This window comes from Paenibacillus sp. W4I10 (genome assembly GCF_030816325.1).
Classification (GTDB): Bacteria; Bacillota; Bacilli; order Paenibacillales; family Paenibacillaceae; genus Paenibacillus; species Paenibacillus amylolyticus_B.
Genome location: NZ_JAUSXX010000001.1, coordinates 4271390 through 4290362 on the forward strand (window position 1 = coordinate 4271390; position 18973 = coordinate 4290362).

Annotated in this window: 14 protein-coding genes and 2 rRNA genes; 4 read left to right on the top strand and 12 right to left on the bottom strand. The window is 46.3% G+C overall.

The window, feature by feature from the left end:
- Positions 1 to 26: 26 nt before the first annotated feature.
- From QF049_RS19175 to QF049_RS19195, 5 genes are all read right to left on the bottom strand, one after another.
- Positions 27 to 2954 (bottom strand): 23S ribosomal RNA (locus QF049_RS19175).
- A 313-nt stretch (positions 2955 to 3267) separates the two neighbouring features.
- A 16S ribosomal RNA gene (locus tag QF049_RS19180) occupies positions 3268 to 4820 on the bottom strand.
- Together the 16S and 23S rRNA genes form the textbook arrangement of a ribosomal RNA operon.
- A gap of 702 nt (positions 4821 to 5522) precedes the next feature.
- Positions 5523 to 6698, bottom strand: a complete 1176-nt coding sequence (locus QF049_RS19185; protein ID WP_307539767.1) for a YhgE/Pip domain-containing protein — start codon at positions 6696 to 6698, stop codon at positions 5523 to 5525.
- Positions 6699 to 6778: 80 nt separating this feature from the next.
- Positions 6779 to 7210, bottom strand: coding sequence for a MarR family winged helix-turn-helix transcriptional regulator (locus tag QF049_RS19190; protein ID WP_307539769.1), 432 nt, complete (start codon positions 7208 to 7210; stop codon positions 6779 to 6781).
- 165 nt (positions 7211 to 7375) lie between these two features.
- The gene (locus tag QF049_RS19195) at positions 7376 to 7543 is read right to left on the bottom strand and encodes a DUF3934 family protein (RefSeq protein WP_074093608.1); all 168 of its coding nucleotides are present in this window, start codon (positions 7541 to 7543) and stop codon (positions 7376 to 7378) included.
- A gap of 312 nt (positions 7544 to 7855) precedes the next feature.
- Here QF049_RS19195 and licT point away from each other — a divergent pair, with 312 nt between their 5' ends.
- From licT to QF049_RS19210, 3 genes are all read left to right on the top strand, one after another.
- Entirely contained in the window at positions 7856 to 8716 is an 861-nt protein-coding gene (gene licT / locus QF049_RS19200) for a BglG family transcription antiterminator LicT (RefSeq protein ID WP_307539772.1), read from the top strand.
- Positions 8717 to 8899: 183 nt separating this feature from the next.
- Positions 8900 to 10792: a beta-glucoside-specific PTS transporter subunit IIABC gene (locus QF049_RS19205; protein ID WP_307539775.1), complete on the top strand. Its 1893-nt coding sequence runs from the start codon at positions 8900 to 8902 to the stop codon at positions 10790 to 10792.
- Between the two features lie 42 nt (positions 10793 to 10834).
- Complete coding sequence (locus tag QF049_RS19210; protein WP_307539777.1) at positions 10835 to 12244, top strand: glycoside hydrolase family 1 protein; 1410 nt, start codon at positions 10835 to 10837, stop codon at positions 12242 to 12244.
- A 100-nt stretch (positions 12245 to 12344) separates the two neighbouring features.
- Here the strand turns inward: QF049_RS19210 and QF049_RS19215 are convergent, their stop codons facing one another.
- From QF049_RS19215 to QF049_RS19245, 7 genes are all read right to left on the bottom strand, one after another.
- On the bottom strand, positions 12345 to 13565 hold the full coding sequence (locus tag QF049_RS19215; RefSeq protein ID WP_036605966.1) for an MFS transporter: 1221 nt from the start codon (positions 13563 to 13565) through the stop codon (positions 12345 to 12347).
- Positions 13566 to 13597: 32 nt separating this feature from the next.
- Complete coding sequence (locus tag QF049_RS19220) at positions 13598 to 14197, bottom strand: TetR/AcrR family transcriptional regulator (protein WP_307543338.1); 600 nt, start codon at positions 14195 to 14197, stop codon at positions 13598 to 13600.
- 125 nt (positions 14198 to 14322) lie between these two features.
- Positions 14323 to 15471 carry a S1C family serine protease gene (locus tag QF049_RS19225; RefSeq protein ID WP_307539779.1) on the bottom strand — a complete coding sequence of 383 codons (1149 nt, stop codon included), beginning with the start codon at positions 15469 to 15471 and terminating at the stop codon, positions 14323 to 14325.
- A gap of 14 nt (positions 15472 to 15485) precedes the next feature.
- Positions 15486 to 16607 (bottom strand): FxLYD domain-containing protein, encoded by a 1122-nt coding sequence (locus QF049_RS19230; RefSeq protein WP_307539781.1) that lies wholly within the window; start codon positions 16605 to 16607, stop codon positions 15486 to 15488.
- A 335-nt stretch (positions 16608 to 16942) separates the two neighbouring features.
- Entirely contained in the window at positions 16943 to 17119 is a 177-nt protein-coding gene (locus tag QF049_RS19235; protein WP_190945045.1) for a hypothetical protein, read from the bottom strand.
- A 38-nt stretch (positions 17120 to 17157) separates the two neighbouring features.
- Positions 17158 to 17319 (bottom strand): hypothetical protein, encoded by a 162-nt coding sequence (locus QF049_RS19240; RefSeq protein ID WP_307539784.1) that lies wholly within the window; start codon positions 17317 to 17319, stop codon positions 17158 to 17160.
- 165 nt (positions 17320 to 17484) lie between these two features.
- The gene (locus tag QF049_RS19245; protein ID WP_307543340.1) at positions 17485 to 17901 is read right to left on the bottom strand and encodes a VOC family protein; all 417 of its coding nucleotides are present in this window, start codon (positions 17899 to 17901) and stop codon (positions 17485 to 17487) included.
- Positions 17902 to 18179: 278 nt separating this feature from the next.
- On the opposite strand from QF049_RS19245, the gene QF049_RS19250 reads away from it, so the two are divergent.
- Complete coding sequence (locus tag QF049_RS19250) at positions 18180 to 18950, top strand: class I SAM-dependent methyltransferase (protein WP_307539786.1); 771 nt, start codon at positions 18180 to 18182, stop codon at positions 18948 to 18950.
- Positions 18951 to 18973: the final 23 nt, after the last annotated feature.

Genomic DNA, 18973 nt, shown 5'->3' on the forward strand with positions numbered 1-18973 from the left:
CGAAACATGCGAATTACAACTTGCTATTGGATAAGCCCTCGACCGATTAGTACTGGTCAGCTCCATGCATTGCTGCACTTCCACCCCCAGCCTATCTACCTCGTCGTCTTCAAGGGGTCTTACATACTGGGAAATCTCATCTTGAGGGGGGCTTCACGCTTAGATGCTTTCAGCGTTTATCCCGTCCGTACATAGCTACCCAGCGGTGCTCCTGGCGGAACAACTGGTACACCAGCGGTACGTCCATCCCGGTCCTCTCGTACTAAGGACAGCTCCTCTCAAATTTCCTACGCCCACGACAGATAGGGACCGAACTGTCTCACGACGTTCTGAACCCAGCTCGCGTACCGCTTTAATGGGCGAACAGCCCAACCCTTGGGACCTACTTCAGCCCCAGGATGCGATGAGCCGACATCGAGGTGCCAAACCTCCCCGTCGATGTGGACTCTTGGGGGAGATAAGCCTGTTATCCCCAGGGTAGCTTTTATCCGTTGAGCGATGGCCCTTCCATGCGGTACCACCGGATCACTAAGCCCGACTTTCGTCCCTGCTCGACTTGTAGGTCTCGCAGTCAAGCTCCCTTATGCCTTTGCACTCTTCGAATGATTTCCAACCATTCTGAGGGAACCTTTGGGCGCCTCCGTTACTCTTTAGGAGGCGACCGCCCCAGTCAAACTGCCCACCTGACACTGTCCCCGCACCGGATTACGGTACCAGGTTAGAACCTAGATACGATCAGGGTGGTATCCCAACGTTGCCTCCACGCAAGCTGGCGCTCCCGTTTCAAAGGCTCCCACCTATCCTGTACAGATCGTACCCAAATTCAATATCAAGCTGCAGTAAAGCTCCATGGGGTCTTTCCGTCTTGTCGCGGGTAACCTGCATCTTCACAGGTATTAAAATTTCACCGGATCTCTCGTTGAGACAGCGCCCAAGTCGTTACGCCATTCGTGCGGGTCAGAATTTACCTGACAAGGAATTTCGCTACCTTAGGACCGTTATAGTTACGGCCGCCGTTTACTGGGGCTTCGGTTCACAGCTTCGGGATTACTCCCTAACCACTCCCCTTAACCTTCCAGCACCGGGCAGGCGTCAGCCCGTATACTTCGCCTTACGGCTTCGCACAGACCTGTGTTTTTGCTAAACAGTCGCTTGGGCCTTTTCACTGCGGCCCCCTCGTGCTATTCACACTACCGGGGCACCCCTTCTCCCGAAGTTACGGGGTCATTTTGCCGAGTTCCTTAACGAGAGTTCTTCCGCGCGCCTTAGAATACTCTTCTCGCCTACCTGTGTCGGTTTGCGGTACGGGCACCATCACCTGGCTAGAGGCTTTTCTTGGCAGTGTGAGATCATGACCTTCGCTACTATAATTTTCGCTCCCCATCACAGCTCAGCCTTACAATGTGCGGATTTGCCTACACATCAGCCTCACTGCTTAGACGGACATCCATCAGTCCGCGTCACTACCCTACTGCGTCCCCCCATTGCTCATAACGGCTTACGGTGGTACAGGAATTTCAACCTGTTGTCCTTCGACTACGCCTTTCGGCCTCGCCTTAGGTCCCGACTTACCCTGAGCGGACGAGCCTTCCTCAGGAACCCTTAGGCTTTCGGCGGATCAGATTCTCACTGATCTTTTCGTTACTCATACCGGCATTCTCACTTGTATAATGTCCAGCGCTCCTTACGGTACACCTTCAACCCTTATACAACGCTCCCCTACCCCTGATGCAAAGCATCAAGCCATAGCTTCGGTGGTGTGTTTAGCCCCGTTACATTTTCGGCGCAGAGTCACTCGACCAGTGAGCTATTACGCACTCTTTCAATGGTGGCTGCTTCTAAGCCAACATCCTGGTTGTCTGTGCAACTCCACATCCTTTCCCACTTAACACACACTTGGGGACCTTAGCTGATGGTCTGGGCTGTTTCCCTTTTGACAATGGATCTTAGCACTCACTGTCTGACTCCCGGAAGTAAGTCTATGGCATTCGGAGTTTGACTGAGCTTGGTAACCCTTGCGGGCCCCGCACCCAATCAGTGCTCTACCTCCACGACTCTGTTTTCCGAGGCTAGCCCTAAAGCTATTTCGGGGAGAACCAGCTATCTCCGAGTTCGATTGGAATTTCTCCGCTACCCCCACCTCATCCCCGCATTTTTCAACATGCGTGGGTTCGGGCCTCCAGTGCGTGTTACCGCACCTTCACCCTGGACAGGGGTAGATCACCCGGTTTCGGGTCTACGTCCACGTACTCAATCGCCCTATTCAGACTCGCTTTCGCTGCGGCTCCGGCTCTTCACCTTAACCTTGCACGGGAACGTAACTCGCCGGTTCATTCTACAAAAGGCACGCCATCACCCCTAAAACGGGCTCTGACTTTTTGTAAGCACACGGTTTCAGGTTCTATTTCACTCCCCTTCCGGGGTGCTTTTCACCTTTCCCTCACGGTACTGCTTCACTATCGGTCGCTAGGAAGTATTTAGCCTTGGCAGATGGTCCTGCCGGATTCATACGGGGTTTCACGTGCCCCGCACTACTCGGGATCCGTCTCGGAGGGAACCAACTTTCAACTACAGGGCTTTTACCTTCTTTGGCGGGCCTTTCCAGACCTCTTCGCTTAACCGGTTCCTTTGTAACTCCATGTGAGACGTCCCACAACCCCAAAGAGCAAGCTCTCTGGTTTGGGCTTCTCCGCGTTCGCTCGCCGCTACTGACGGAATCACTATTGTTTTCTCTTCCTCAGGGTACTTAGATGTTTCAGTTCCCCTGGTATGCCTCTACACAACCTATGTATTCAGTTGTGAGTAACTGGAAATTACCCCAGCTGGGTTTCCCCATTCGGACACCCCCGGATCAAAGCTTGCTTACAGCTCCCCGAGGCAGTTTCGTTGTTCGCCACGTCCTTCATCGGCTCCTAGCGCCTAGGCATCCTCCGTGTGCTCTTAGTAGCTTAACCTCGTGCTCCGGTTTCGACTGCTCGCTTCCCTTGTTTTGCTTGCGCAAAGCCAAAAGTCGCTCCCATTCGATACCATCGTACGTGCAATCTACCGTTTTTATTTAAACTTGTTGTACACAAGTTCAGCTAAAAAGGAATGTTCTAATTCGCGTTTGTTTCGTTTCGATATCTAGTTTTCAAAGAACAAGCTCCATGCAAAAGCAAGCTGTTTTGAGAGTTTGAGCTCTCAAAACTGAGCAACGAGTGAGTAACTAGCCGACCTGGCTAGATTTTATATTTGAATGTTTCCGTTGCAGGAAACGATTCTCCATAGAAAGGAGGTGATCCAGCCGCACCTTCCGATACGGCTACCTTGTTACGACTTCACCCCAATCATCTATCCCACCTTCGGCGGCTGGCTCCTTGCGGTTACCCCACCGACTTCGGGTGTTATAAACTCTCGTGGTGTGACGGGCGGTGTGTACAAGACCCGGGAACGTATTCACCGCGGCATGCTGATCCGCGATTACTAGCAATTCCGACTTCATGCAGGCGAGTTGCAGCCTGCAATCCGAACTGAGACCGGCTTTGTTGGGATTGGCTCCATCTCGCGATTTCGCAGCCCGTTGTACCGGCCATTGTAGTACGTGTGTAGCCCAGGTCATAAGGGGCATGATGATTTGACGTCATCCCCACCTTCCTCCGGTTTGTCACCGGCAGTCTATCTAGAGTGCCCACCCGAAGTGCTGGCAACTAAATATAAGGGTTGCGCTCGTTGCGGGACTTAACCCAACATCTCACGACACGAGCTGACGACAACCATGCACCACCTGTCTCCTCTGTCCCGAAGGAAAGATACATCTCTGTACCGATCAGAGGGATGTCAAGACCTGGTAAGGTTCTTCGCGTTGCTTCGAATTAAACCACATACTCCACTGCTTGTGCGGGTCCCCGTCAATTCCTTTGAGTTTCAGTCTTGCGACCGTACTCCCCAGGCGGAGTGCTTAATGTGTTAACTTCGGCACCAAGGGTATCGAAACCCCTAACACCTAGCACTCATCGTTTACGGCGTGGACTACCAGGGTATCTAATCCTGTTTGCTCCCCACGCTTTCGCGCCTCAGCGTCAGTTACAGCCCAGAGAGTCGCCTTCGCCACTGGTGTTCCTCCACATATCTACGCATTTCACCGCTACACGTGGAATTCCACTCTCCTCTTCTGCACTCAAGTCACCCAGTTTCCAGTGCGATCCGGGGTTGAGCCCCGGGATTAAACACCAGACTTAAATGACCGCCTGCGCGCGCTTTACGCCCAATAATTCCGGACAACGCTTGCCCCCTACGTATTACCGCGGCTGCTGGCACGTAGTTAGCCGGGGCTTTCTTCTCAGGTACCGTCACCTTGAGAGCAGTTACTCTCCCAAGCGTTCTTCCCTGGCAACAGAGCTTTACGATCCGAAAACCTTCATCACTCACGCGGCATTGCTCCGTCAGGCTTTCGCCCATTGCGGAAGATTCCCTACTGCTGCCTCCCGTAGGAGTCTGGGCCGTGTCTCAGTCCCAGTGTGGCCGATCACCCTCTCAGGTCGGCTACGCATCGTCGCCTTGGTGAGCCGTTACCCCACCAACTAGCTAATGCGCCGCAGGCCCATCCCCAAGTGACAGATTGCTCCGTCTTTCCAGTTCTCTTCAGGCGAAGAAAACAATTATTCGGTATTAGCTACCGTTTCCGGTAGTTGTCCCAAACTTGAGGGCAGGTTGCCTACGTGTTACTCACCCGTCCGCCGCTAAGTATCAAGGAAGCAAGCTTCCTATCAACTCCGCTCGACTTGCATGTATTAGGCATGCCGCCAGCGTTCGTCCTGAGCCAGGATCAAACTCTCCAATAAAGTATTGAAAAGAGCGATAAGCTCATTTTGAATCTGACGAGATTAAAAATCTCATTTTGTGCTCCAGTCGATCCAAGCCAAGGCTTGTTTCAAACTTTCGCGTTCATTCTGCAAGCAGAATGTTTACTCACTCGTTGTTCAGTTTTCAAAGATCAAACTTGTTTTGTTACCGAATATCGTTCTCTTCAGCAACTCTTATATAATATCATGTCCGAACCAACTTTGCAAGCTCTTTTTTTTAAGTTTCTTTCGAAGCTTATTTCATTCGCTTGCCGCACCAGTGTTAAACCGTGTTTTCTTGGCCGGACTAATAATATATCACGTATAAATATTAATTACAATACTTAATTTAATATAATTCATTTACTACAAACCAACTAACTTTACTGTGTTACTCTCCTCTATCCCAGTGTAAAGTTTATTATAGCTTAAACGACATTTTTTCCATTCATACATCGCCATACATGTCTAATTGATTTTAAACGTATTAGCCTACATCTCCTCTCATATATTTTAGCTTCATTAATATGCTCAATTTAGGTTGTCCTTTTATCAAGGTCATGTAAAATTACTGGGGGTACTGTAAGTTACCACGAGTATAAGTAGAACTATTATAGAAGATACACAAAAAAAGTGATGCACGCATATAACTATACGTGAACCACTTTCTTGTGTGTTATTACATTATATAGAAGGAAACTCTTAATGTTGTGCCTGTGCTGATGCTGGAGGCGTCATCGTCATTTGTCCATTACCTGCTTTTTGCATGCCAACTCGCAGCAACGTAATTCCCCACGTAATAATCGAGATCAACAGAAGATGAACCATGTATCCCCCCACTGCTTCTCCACTATAGATCAAACGCATAAATCCCTGTACTCCATTGGAAGCGGGCAGAAAGTTTCCGATATAACGGTAGAATGGCGCCAGCATCTCGGCTGAAATGATATTTCCTGCTGTCATCAACTGGAGCGGAACCATCGCTACATTAAATAGAGGTCCTGCATTGCCAAACAGGGCAAAACTCATTTGTGTAAAACAGATACAAGCCAGACTCACCAGCACATGATACAGATACAAAGCGCCGAAGGAGCTCGCAACATCCGTGAACTGAAGAGCTACTGTATCCACAATTAGGGGAACAATCACAGCTATACACAATAACAGCAATTGCCGTCCCCAGAAGATTTCCCATTTGGAATGGGTACGCTTCATGATATTCGACGTAATATTGAACTGAATGTTCATGGTCATCGAAGCAATGTAGGTGATAAAACCCAGAATCATGGGCAGCATCGATGTTGCAAAATCACTCACGCTGTTCGTTTTATTAATTTCAGCCTTCACAGGCCCTTCATTCATCTTCGCCATCGCTTGTCCAATAGCTGCACTCAGTTCATCGCTGTTTATACTATCATTATTGAGTGTCACTTGAACCTTGGATTCCAGAATCCCTTGACCCATTTGTGCAGTCATTCCGGTCGCGGCATGTTCCACAATGGATTTGGCTACATCCGCATTTCCCTGATTGATATAAAAGGACAAACTCGCCTCTGTACCTCCTTCAATCTGGTCAGTGAATCCTTCCGGAATAACAATAACCATCGCATAGTTACCTGCATTCATCTGTTGCTCAGCTTCCTCGGCAGATCCCAGAACATTGACATGGAAAGGCGCGAGCGTTTCAATCTGCTTCTGCACCTCTGTTCCCTGTGTCCCGTCTTCGTTCACGAGAGCAACTTGAAGTTGATCCACTCTCTCCGTGGCTTGATGATAACCCGTCATCCAGATCACAACAAATAACAGCGGAACAATCAATGCAAAAACCAACCCTATTTTTGTCTGTGGCACTTTAAGAAAATCTTTGAAGCTTCTCATTCGTTCACGACTCCCGTTAGTTAAAATTAAAATAATTGCACTACATATATATGCACATGCACATATTTGGTCAAAAAAATTTATTTCATCTTCTCATAGATACGATTCATCACATTCATGAATGCTTCAAGCTCTTCAGGGGAACATTCGGCGAGTGCCTCTTGCTCTTGCTGTTTTGCCTTTGGTGTAAGAACGTCATTCATTTCCAGTCCTTCCGCCGTCAAACAAAGCAAAACCGCTCTGCGGTCCTGTGGATCTTCTTCTCTTGTCACCAGACCTTTGCGAATCAACTTGTCTATAATTTTGCCTACAGTTGTCTGGTCCCGCACTGTTAATTCGGCCAGTTTTTTCTGTGATATATGGCTTCCAGCCTTGCTCAATTCATTCAGAACTGCAAATTGTTCCGGAGTAATATCCTGTTCGCTCAGATTTCTGGTTGTTGTTTTTTTGTATGCCAGATACGTCCGTGACAGAATCAGTCCAAGTGGATTTTCAACCATATTAACAGGCATGCTGTTGCTCCTTTCTCTATATAGTAGCACTACCATCTAATTTGCGTAAGCTCTATATTATTACCATATTTACAATACTGTCAATTTAATTTTTTATCTTTTCAAGCAAAAAGAGACCCACCCGTTAGTCAGGCAGCTCTCTCCTCTGGCATCGTCAAACCATACTTACTCGGGCTTGCCACTTGAAGTTTCGGTATCATCCTTCTTCTTTGTACCTTTACTTTTATAAGGCTTCGGGGCACTTTTTGCCCGGTTTGCAGCGGCTTGCCAACGGTTCCAGCCTTTTTTACCCGTACCACGGCCGGTGCCGCCTTTTCCTTTTGCATTGCTCATGTTATCACTCCAATAATCCTGTATATGCTTAAAAATGACCGTCCTCGGTAACTTATTATGCAACCCAGCCCATCTAATTCACTTCCAGCATTTCTTATTATACCAAAAATCCACGTCTTTACGTCCATTTCCAGAAATCATTGTATTGTTATTCTGTTATGAAAGCGGTATAGTGGACATAATTGAAAGAGGAAGCTGCGTCTTCTTCGGGATTGTTACTGGTAAGCAGGCGATACCCAAACCAAGGCTGTCTATTAAGCCTTAGTTTGGGTTTTTTGTTATTATTACGACCAATTGAGGTGAAACACATATATGATCATCCGTCAGATTTTTAACAACAATGTCATCCGGGCTGAGAACCAGGTTGGTCACGAATTTGTTGTCATTGGCAACGGTCTTGGCTTCAAAAAGAAAAACGGGCAGCCCGTGGATGAGGATAAAATCGAAAAAACCTTTGTGCTGAAATCAGATAAAATACCGCAAAAACTCATTGATCTGATTGGGGAAACATCGGTTGAATATTTGAAGTTAGCAGACGAAATTGTGGGCCATGCCAAAAAGGAAATGGGCGATATTTTTAGTGATAATATCTATATATCATTGATCGATCATATTCAGTTTGCCATTACCCGGTACCGTAAATCCGTCGGGCTGAAGAATTCCCTTTTGTGGCAGATCAAGAAGTTTTACAGGAAGGAGTTTGGGATTGGCATGAACGCTGTGGAGCTGATCCAGGAACAATTCGGCATCCAGATGGATGAACATGAGGCCAGCTTTATTGCAATGCATTTTGTAAACGCTCGTCAAGATGCTCAAGGCATGAAACAAACCGTTGAAATCACTGAAGTTATTGATGATATCTTCAACATTGTGACCAACCATTACCACATCGCCCTGGATGAAAATTCATTTAATTATTCCCGGTTTATTACCCATCTTCAATATTTTGTGCAGAGAATGTTGAGTAATGAACAGGAGCAATTTGCTTCAGGAGACAACTTTCTGTATGAGCAGGTGAAGGACAAATATAGCAAGGCATTTGAATGCACCCAATTAATCAATCAGTACCTTGAAGAAAGGTTTGAAAGTGCCATGTCCATTGATGAAAAGGTGTATTTGACGATCCATATTCAACGTGTCACTTCTCGTAAAGAGTTGCTTGACGCGGAATAAAAAAAGCTTGCAAACGATTACGGCGTCATATATAGTAGGTCTCACAACTTAACGACAAGGATTGTTACTGCTCAAGCAGGCGATACCTAAATGATTGGCAACAGGTCATCTTTCCGATGATCATAGCCATTCGTTTAGGTATTTTTTGTTTTCAGGCAATCTTAACAACAAAGGAGAATGAACATGGATCATAAAAAAATGGGGGATGATATCGTTCGTCTCGTCGGCGGAGAAGCCAATATCAATGGTCTTGTCCACTGTGCGACCCGGCTGAGATTTGACCTGAAAGATTCGAAAAAGGCCGAACGCGAAACGCTGGAAAAACACGATGGTATTATTACCGTTGTCGAAAGCGGCGGCCAGTTCCAGGTTGTCATCGGTAGTAACGTGGCTCATGTATATGCGGAGATTATGAAAAACCGGGATTTTGGAGGAGATTCCTCCTCATCGGCTGAGTCCACAGGGGAAAAAACCTCGCTGTTATCCAAAGTTTTTGAAATTATATCCGGAAGTTTCTCGCCGTTAATCCCGGCTATGGCAGGATCAGGTATGCTAAAAGCTTTGCTGACTGTCCTGACCATGCTCGGATGGATGTCGGATACAAGTGACACATACTTGATTTTATCCGCTGCCGGCAACGCTGTATTTTATTTCTTGCCCATCTTCCTTGGCATCACACTGGGTATGAAGCTGAAAGCCAATCCTTATGTAGCTGGCGTAATTGGTGCCGCTCTGATGGAACCGAGCTTCACCGGGCTGATGGATAAGGGCTCAGATGTATCGTTCCTGGGTATACCGGTTGTGATGATGAATTATTCAGCCAGCGTATTCCCAATCTTCATATCGATTAGTATTTATGCTGTTCTTGATAAGTTACTCAAAAAAATCATTTTGAAAGACCTGCAATTGTTCCTTGTACCGATGATTGCTTTGATGATTATGGTTCCGCTGTCCGCAATGGCCTTTGGACCATTCGGCACCACGGTAGGTGACTGGATCTCCTCCGGCGTAACTTGGCTCATTGGTGTCAGCGGTATATTATCAGGGATTGTACTCGGTGGATTCATGACCTTCATGGTTGTCTTTGGACTCCACTGGGGCTTCACTCCAATCACGATACAGAATATCGGGGTTGGCGGCGATCCGATTGAAGCCATGGCTGCTGCAGCTGTATTTGCACAAATCGGTGTAGCCTTCGGTATTTTCCTGAAAGCCAAAAAGAATAAAACCCTGCGAACCCTTGCTGGCTCGACCAGCCTTACCGGTTTACTTGCAGGAGTAACTGAACCAATCGTATACGGTCTGATCTTGCGTTATAAACGTGTAATTCCTATCGTAGTCATCGCAGGTGCGATCGGCGGTGCCATTAATGGTCACTTTGGTGTTAAAATGACTGCTTATGTGTTCCACAATATATTTGCCATTCCCGTCTATACACCAACGGTTGTCTACGTAATTGCGATTGCCTGCTCCTTTGCGGTAGCAGCGGTATTAACGGTGATGTTTGGTTATGAAAGCAAAACCACAGTTTCCGAGACAAACGAATCTGTCTCCAGCACATCGGCTGAAAGTACGCCGGTAGAGCTTCCTGTCATACCTGAGACCAAAACAACGGAGATCAAGAAAGAACAAATTTATAGCCCACTTACAGGTAAAGCCGTAGCACTGAGCACCATTAATGACCCAGCCTTCTCGACTGGTGCTATGGGCAAAGGTTTGGCGATTGTGCCTGAGATTGGCGAAGTTGTCGCTCCCGTAGATGGCGTTGTCACTTCCCTCTTCCCAACAGGACATGCCATTGGATTAACAACCAATGCAGGTACGGAGATTCTGATTCATATTGGCATCAACACAGTAGCGCTAAAAGGAAAACACTTCTCTCCTGTCGTTCAGGAAGGGGATATCGTCAGACAGGGCGATCTGTTGATCCAGTTTGACATCGATAAGATCAAGGAAGCCGGATATGAAACCGTAACACCTGTTATTGTTACCCTAACGCAGCAAGAAGTGGATGTATTCGAAACAACTCAAGAGCATGTACAGAAAAACGATGTCCTTTTGACTCTCGTTGTCTGATCCAACTTATATTATATGAATTCAACTTAGGAGGAACTAACCATGAAACATACTCAACTGAAACCATTTCCTAAAGATTTCTTCTGGGGAGGTTCAACCTCTGCCTATCAGATTGAGGGAGCCTGGAATGAAGATGGCAAAGGCCCTTCTGTCATCGACATGGGCAATCATGTGGAAGGCGTAACCGACTTCAAGGTAACCAGTGATCACTATCATATGTACAAAGAAGATGTGGCGTTGCTGGCTGAAATGGGCTTCAAAGCCTATCGCTTCTCCATCGCATGGACACGCATCTATCCGCAAGGAGCAGGTGAAGTGAATCCGAAAGGGCTCGCCTTTTACGATTCCCTCATTAATGAATTAATTAAATACGGTATTGAGCCCATTGTGACCATGTATCACTTCGATCTTCCTTATGCGCTTGAAGAAAAAGGTGGCTGGTCCAACCGTGCAACGATTGATGCGTTTGAACAATATGCCAAGACCCTTTATGAGAACTACGGAGATCGGGTCAAATATTGGTTGACCATTAACGAACAAAATATGCTGATCCTGCATCCCGGCTCTCTGGGTACACTGGATACAACACTTGTTGATCCGCAAAAAACACTGTATCAGCAAAATCACCACATGCTGGTTGCTCAAGCTAAAGCCATGGTGCTATGTCATGAAATGCTGCCTGAAGCCAAAATTGGCCCAGCCCCTAATATCGGTGTAATTTACCCGGCGAGCTCCAAACCAGAAGACACACTCGCGGCTGATAACTATGCTGCCATTCGTAACTGGCTCTATCTCGATATGGCTGTATATGGACGTTATAATCATATTGCCTGGAGTTATCTCGAAGAGAAAGGATATACGCCTGTCATTGAAGACGGAGATATGGACATCCTGGCTCAAGGAAACCCTGACTTTATTGCGTTTAACTACTATACTTCCCAAACGGTTGGTGAAAGTCTCAACGATGGCAATGACTTCTCTCATACAGGAGATCAGCATGAAATCGTAGGTGAGCCAGGGGCATACAGAGGATCTGTGAATCCCAATCTGCAAAAAACAGAGTTTGGCTGGGAAATTGATCCGGTGGGCTTCCGCTCTACCCTTCGCCAGATCTACTCCCGTTATCATCTGCCATTGATTGTTACGGAAAACGGTCTGGGTGCCTTTGATAAGCTGGAGAAAGGCGACGTGGTTAACGATCCATATCGTATTGAATTCTTCAATAAACATATCGAGCAGATTCAACTGGCGATTACGGACGGCGTGGACGTATTTGGCTTCTGCCCTTGGTCTGCGATTGATCTGGTTAGCACACATCAAGGATCAAGCAAACGTTATGGATTCATCTATGTGGATCGTGAGGAATTCGATATCAAGGAATTGAGACGTATCCGCAAACAGAGTTTCCACTGGTATCAAAAACTGATTGAAACGAATGGAGAAATTCGTTAATACCGTAATCCTTTAATATCATAATAAAAAACAGTCGACCACACGTTAGGTGTGATCGACTGTTTTTTTGTGTTAATGTACTTCATTTCCAATTATAAAATTACATTTCAGCCTTCGGTTGTTTTACCGCTTTGGCACCTCTAAGTACCCGTAGGGATAACAGGAAACAGATCGCCAAAACCGCTGCTGCAGAAACATAAGGATAGTTAATATTCACATCGAACAATGCTCCAGCTACGATCGGGCCTGCGATATTCCCCAAACTGGTATACGCCGAGTTCAATCCGGCCACAAAGCCCTGTTGTTCTTGTGCCAGTTTGGACATCTGTGTACTGATCGCCGGACGCAAAATGTCCATACCCAGAAAGACGATAAACGTTACGACAAGAATCATCCAGTACGTACTTACAAACAAGGTCAATAGTACAAATACGGCTACAAATAACAGACAGACTGAAATGACCATCTTTTCACCAAACCGATTGAGCAACCAACCGATCAGGGATACTTGCACAACCGCACCCGCGATGGAACCAAATGTAATGATAAATGCAATGTCTTTGGTCGTGAAGCCAAACTTATGATCCACAAACAGTGAAAATACCGTCTCGTAGTTCGCCAGACCAAATGCCATAACAAATACAATAATCAAGCTGAAAAAGTACGGTTCACGGTATGAATTCAGCAATTGGGATACCATACCCGGAGCTTTGACCTTCGTTAAGCCAGGGATAGGTTTACTTTGTTCTCCTGTGCTTCGTGCAGATTCCGGCAAAATAATCAATGTAATGATGGATGCCAGCAAACCGGCAACCCCAGCGGCGTAGAACGGAATTCGAATGCCAAAGTCCGCAATATACCCACCAATTCCCGGACCGATAATAAATCCGGTTGTAATCGCTGCATTAATCAATCCCATACCTTTGCCGCGTTCTTCCTCTGTTGTAATATCTGCGGTGTAAGCCATAACGGCCGGGAAGATCATCGCCGCACCAATACCACCAAGCATCCGGGCTGCGAAGAGCAGAACCGGTGCATTAACCGCACCAAACATAAACTCCGATACGGCAAAGATTAGCATACCGCCAACGATAATTTTTTTACGTCCCCACGTATCCGACCAACGACCCGCAAGCGGGGAGAACAGAAACTGTGTGAAGGAGAATGCCGCGACCAGCAATCCAACTGTGAATCCAGTGATATGGAGAAGATCCATATACGCAGGCATAATCGGCACAACCAGACCAATACCCGTAAAAACAAGAAAAATGTTAAACATTAACAGCAGCAGTGCGCCCCTGTTCCGTGTTAATAATGCCATGATTCCATCCTCCGTAGTTGTCAAAATGTTGCTTAAGCTTTATCCTTTGCAATCCCATGTAAGAATACACTGGCGGCCTGGCGGTATAACGCAAGAGCCTGATCAGGCTCCATCCCCCGTGACATCTGACTAAGACCAATAATGGTACTTTCCAATATCAGTGCGAGATGATCTACTTTGTCTGCTTTGAACTCACCGCTCTCAATCCCTTGTTCTATCATTTGTTTGTTGAATTGTAGATGCCGCTCAAACATTAAGGAGATCCGCTCCTCAATATCATTTTCTTTCTTTTCTCCTGTGAAGAACTCATCAGCCGCCTTCGTCAGGGGGTGATTCATATCGTCCAGAACTAATTGTTCCGCTAAACCATAAATCTTCTCCGTGGAGGTGTGATAGAGATGTTCTTTGGCCGCCCAATTCTCTTCCCACTCCCGATCCCACTCATCGATTAGATAGAGGAACAGACCTTCCTTACTTTTAAAATGGTAATATATATTGCCTTTGCTGCTGCCCGTCGCAGCTACAATATCCTCAATGGACGTTGCTTTATAGCCTTTTTGTACAAAAAGGGCTTTGGAAGCATCCGCAAGTTTCTTCTTGGTCTGCTCGGTTTGAAGTTGCTTTTTATTCATATTCATTCCATTTCACTCCGTCCCATGCATACTGAACATTCGTTCTGTATTTTAACAGATGCATCGAATATAAGCAATCAAAAAGGAGAGTGGCACATCAGCCAACTCTCCTTTGATGATTTATTTTATGTTATTTTCTTACCTTTACCATGCAATATTTTCAATTGACCATTCTCAGAAGCAACCTGATATGTAACCCTATACTTCGTCGTTACATATTCGCCGTCCCTGCGTTCATCGGCTGTAATCACTGCTGTCACTTCCATCCCATCATTGCCCTTGTCTATAGAAGAGACCTCTCCAATAGTCACATAACTGGTATTGAGGTAACCCTCACGAAATTTGGCATAACTTGTGCCGCTCTGCCATTCACTGCCGAGCAAAGCATAAGCTGTAACATAGTCACTTAGATTCAGATTGTTGTAAAACTCGGTCACCACCCCTTCTGCTTTTGCAGAAGCTGAGATCGATCCCGATCCATTACCACCAGCCGTCTGAACCGCCGATGTGCTGGATGGCTTCTTGGACCAGGCTTGCACCTGCTTCAGCACGCTGGTGATAGGGATACTGAACCCAATTCCGCCCTCCTGCTCCACAACGGCTGAGTTAATACCAAGTACTTCGCCCGTCTCTGCGTTAATTAGTGGTCCGCCACTGTTGCCATGGGTAATCGGCGCCGAGATCTGATACAGATTGCTGTAAATGTAAGGCGCAATTTCGAAGCTGCGTCCAACACCGCTGATAATGCCTGTAGTTACCGTGTTCTCGAAACCGAGCGGGCTCCCCAGAGCTAGGATTTCATCTCCAGTCTCGGCTTTAGATTTGGCGATAGCCAGCGGTTTCACCTTTTTCAGATCAGGTACTCGAACGACAGCAATATCTGTTTCTTCCCCGATTCCGATTACTGTTCCTTTATATTCCTCATGATTCAGGGTACGTATCGTCACTTCCTTCGAACCTTCTACCACATGAGCATTGGTTACAACATCTCCCTGATCATTATATAGAAAACCGGAGCCTAGTCCGCTGCTGCTCTCGATCGTAACCACTTTCTTCTGACTCTCTTCAATAATCTGTTTACGTGTTTTCTTCACGACTGTCTTGGAGGACGGTTTGGATGCTGCGGTTTCTGTTTCCTTCGCATTAACAACAGCCAATCTGGGCTCAGCCTGCAACTGATCTGCTGTATAACTGGGAATCCAGAACACGCCTCCTGCTCCGACTCCTATAATGATTGCACTGGATATAATGGTGCTCCATATTCGTTTGCCCATTCCAACCTGTCCTCCTATTCCAGATACCACGTTGCATTCACAACAGATACTTCTGCTTCTTGGTATACACCATAGTAATACGTCTCAAAAAATCCTTCTTCACCCACTTCAATCCAGCTTGGATACACATCCACATAGGTTTGGCCCAAATAAGTACCGTCTGTACCATAAATATCGACCATGACGGTGACGGAAGAGATCGGCCGAGTTGCATTGTTAATGATTGAACCGCTAATATACAGGTCACCATACATATCAAGCGTTGCTTCGACATTCACAATGCTCACTGCCGACGTTCGATTCTTCAGATCTTCTTCTGCTGCCTGTTGTTCGGCAAGTTGAATCCGTTCGGCTTCCGCTTTCTCGAAACTCTTCTTCTCACTCAGCACCCGATCACGATACGCTGTCAGTTTGTCATCCTCCGGCGCATAAGACAGCCCTTGATCGACCGTTTGCAATGCCGCTGTAAAATCCTTTGTCTTGACTTGCTGCTCAGCCTGCTTGTAGCTAATCCCTGCCAGCTTATCAACAATTTGCTTCTCTACTGCTTCGGCTTCCTCACCCTTCAGATTCGATATCGTATCCAGCTTCTCAGCCAGCGCCTCTACTGTCGTCAAACTATCGATTTCTTTTTTCACCTTCAATACAGCCAGCGTAATCTTTCTATTACTTAATGTGGCACGTACTTTGGTGAAAACGAGCTCTTCTCGCTCTTTCAGTGCTTTCGCTACTGCCTGAATGGATTTGTCTCCTTCTGAGAGTTTTCCTGTTTTCAGACTTGTGGCAGCCTCATTCAACTGATTCATCAGATTGAACGCTTTCGCCGTAATTTGGCGATCCTGTACAAGTGCATTATAGTTTGGTCGTTTCACTAGAGCGGTGTCTAGCAACTGCAGTGCTTCTTTGTATTTACCTCCCAGGGCCGCTTGTTCCGCCTGTTGATGCAGAGAATTCACCTCCGCATTAATACCCATCTCCTGCTTATAGTAGAACGTTAGTAAAGCCCCCATCACGGCTGCCAGTAGCAGTGGAATGATCCAACTAAATGCGCGGCCTTGACTGGTGTTGCCCTGTCTCGGTGCAGGCTGTTGCTGCCGGGATAATAATTTGGCTGATTCCTCTGTTCTTTTTTCCAAACCCACGGCTGTTTCCGCCCAGATCTGTTCCTCTGTGGAGCTTGCATCTTTCAGTTTTGTGTTACACGTTCTGCACTTACTATCCCCAGGACTACTTTTGGTCCCACATATGTGACAATACATCCTAATCCCTCCATCAAAAAGAAACGTATGTATACTTACCTTCTAACTTTCTAGTACATGAGCTTATGGCATCTTTCGATACAAAACGTCAACATGAATCGACACTTATCATATAGCAAAAAGGTAAAATACACCATATGTTATCCGGATAAATTCGGTGCGTGTTTCCATAAAGCATAAAGGAGATACCGACACGCGGTATCTCCTCCTGTTCAGCCCTGCTGTCCTGCGCGCACCCGGATGTTGCCCAGTTCGTTGGCATTGATCGCAAATGCATTACCGCCCTGTCCAACCGAAGCTTTGGCTGACTGTCGTGCCTGGAATTTCAAACGGCTTTTGTCCACGTCCACCCGGTTAACCTGTTTTGCTTTCTTTTTACGTGTACTCATCATTCATCCCCTCCCCACTTCTCTTTTCTGCTGCCAGACTAACGTTTGCGAGAAGAACGGCGACCTTTCTGTTTCATGATCTGCACGTTAACTGCATTACTTGCAAGTACATTCCCTGAGTCGGCATAACCCTTCGCCGTTTGGTGAATCTGGATTACGATATATTGCTTTTTTCCAACACGATAGCGATAACTTTTCACGTTTGAACGAGTCATGGTCATCTCCCTGTGATCGTTTTTAACAAGCTCGGGTTATCCTATTCATGTCCATGTACATGGGGATGTGTGAATGCATACTTCCGGTAATAAATGGATGCAAAAAAACCTTCCTATTACACTAGGAAGGTTCTACTTATTTTCATTTTGTCACGCTGAAGGGAAAGCACTTAGGTCCATATAGGAGACTTCCCAAAGGTGATCATCCAGATCTTGAAAACTCCATCCATACATGAATCCATGATCCTGCGGTTCGTTGTATGGTTTCGCGCCTGCATCGAGGGCAGCTTGTACAATTACATCTACCTGCTCTCGGCTATCTACAGACAGGGCAACGATGACTTCGGTTGTATCGGCAGCATTGGAGATTTTTTTCGAGATGAAGGATTGGAAACGTTCCTCCACCAGAAGCATGGCGTAAATATTTTCCCCGATGATCATACAAGTAGCAGACTCGTCCGTAAAATTGGCGTCAAACTCAAAGCCCATCTTGGTAAAAAACTCAACGGATTTCTTCAAATCTTGAACAGGTAAATTAACAAAAATCTGCTTAGCACGAATAGCCACCATCGATCACCTCGAACTCATAGAATACATTCCACCTCAAAATAACACCTCGCGAATACGCTGTCAATTGAATATAATGAAGACATTCCAACTTGTGAGGTGACACGGATGTTGCTCCGTATTGTTCGAAGTACATAGTTGTCGGGCTGGGTCAAAACGCGTACCAGCTATCAAGGGACACGTCTGTCCATTTGATCCCATTCGACAAATTTACAATAGAACGATTCGGTACAACTCTCTTGTCCTGTTCAAACAAATCACATTGGAGGAGTATGAAAATGAAAAACAAAATAGATTACGCTGACTTTTATGAACGCGTAGGCCGGACGAATGGCTGGAACTTCAGCTCCATGAACGTTGTCTCGGAGAACATCGGATGGAACTTCTATGAGGAAGTTGTTCGCCATACACGATCGTCCGATCTGTTACTCGATATTGGAACAGGCGGTGGAGAAGCTGTTCTATCCATTGCAGAAGAAGCCTTGTTATTGGTGGGAATTGATCTCGCTCAAGGAATGATTGAAACTGCACAACAGAATATTCTGGCTGCGGAAGCTCATTCCGCGGGAACTCATTCCAATGTACGCTTTCTTCATATGGACGCAGAAAAACTGTATTTTCCAGATTACTTCTTTAATGTGGTATCTTCCAGACACTCCGGATTCTCTGCTTCAGAAGTATTTAGGGTTCTTGCTCAGGGTGGGATATTTCTAACCCAGCAGGTCAGCGAACATGATAAATCTAACCTTTCAGAAGCTTTTGGACGTGGACAGAGCCTTGGCATTCAACCCGGCACATTGATGGAACGATACAAGCATGAACTTCAAATAGCAGGTTTCCATGACATTCAGGTCCGTGAATATAATGTGGTGGAGCATTACGCTACACCCGAAGACTTGATGTTTCTCCTAACCCATGCCCCCATTATTCCTGATTTCGGAAAGGTAGAAACGGACTTTGAGCGATTCCAGCAGTTTGTGAATGAACATCACCACGAGAAAGGAATTCGTACCAACTCGGCACGCTTCATGATCACTGCAAGAAAATAATGGCTAACCTTATCCTAAAACTA

What these genes read in the sequence shown, in the direction of transcription:
- QF049_RS19185 (WP_307539767.1), bottom strand. Translation starts at nt 6,698, where the DNA reads ATGAGAAGCTTCAAAGATTTTCTTAAAGTGCCACAGACAAAAATAGGG.
- QF049_RS19190 (WP_307539769.1), bottom strand. Translation starts at nt 7,210, where the DNA reads ATGCCTGTTAATATGGTTGAAAATCCACTTGGACTGATTCTGTCACGG.
- QF049_RS19195 (WP_074093608.1), bottom strand. Translation starts at nt 7,543, where the DNA reads ATGAGCAATGCAAAAGGAAAAGGCGGCACCGGCCGTGGTACGGGTAAA.
- licT (WP_307539772.1), top strand. Translation starts at nt 7,856, where the DNA reads ATGATCATCCGTCAGATTTTTAACAACAATGTCATCCGGGCTGAGAAC.
- QF049_RS19205 (WP_307539775.1), top strand. Translation starts at nt 8,900, where the DNA reads ATGGATCATAAAAAAATGGGGGATGATATCGTTCGTCTCGTCGGCGGA.
- QF049_RS19210 (WP_307539777.1), top strand. Translation starts at nt 10,835, where the DNA reads ATGAAACATACTCAACTGAAACCATTTCCTAAAGATTTCTTCTGGGGA.
- QF049_RS19215 (WP_036605966.1), bottom strand. Translation starts at nt 13,565, where the DNA reads ATGGCATTATTAACACGGAACAGGGGCGCACTGCTGCTGTTAATGTTT.
- QF049_RS19220 (WP_307543338.1), bottom strand. Translation starts at nt 14,197, where the DNA reads ATGAATAAAAAGCAACTTCAAACCGAGCAGACCAAGAAGAAACTTGCG.
- QF049_RS19225 (WP_307539779.1), bottom strand. Translation starts at nt 15,471, where the DNA reads ATGGGCAAACGAATATGGAGCACCATTATATCCAGTGCAATCATTATA.
- QF049_RS19235 (WP_190945045.1), bottom strand. Translation starts at nt 17,119, where the DNA reads ATGAGTACACGTAAAAAGAAAGCAAAACAGGTTAACCGGGTGGACGTG.
- QF049_RS19250 (WP_307539786.1), top strand. Translation starts at nt 18,180, where the DNA reads ATGAAAAACAAAATAGATTACGCTGACTTTTATGAACGCGTAGGCCGG.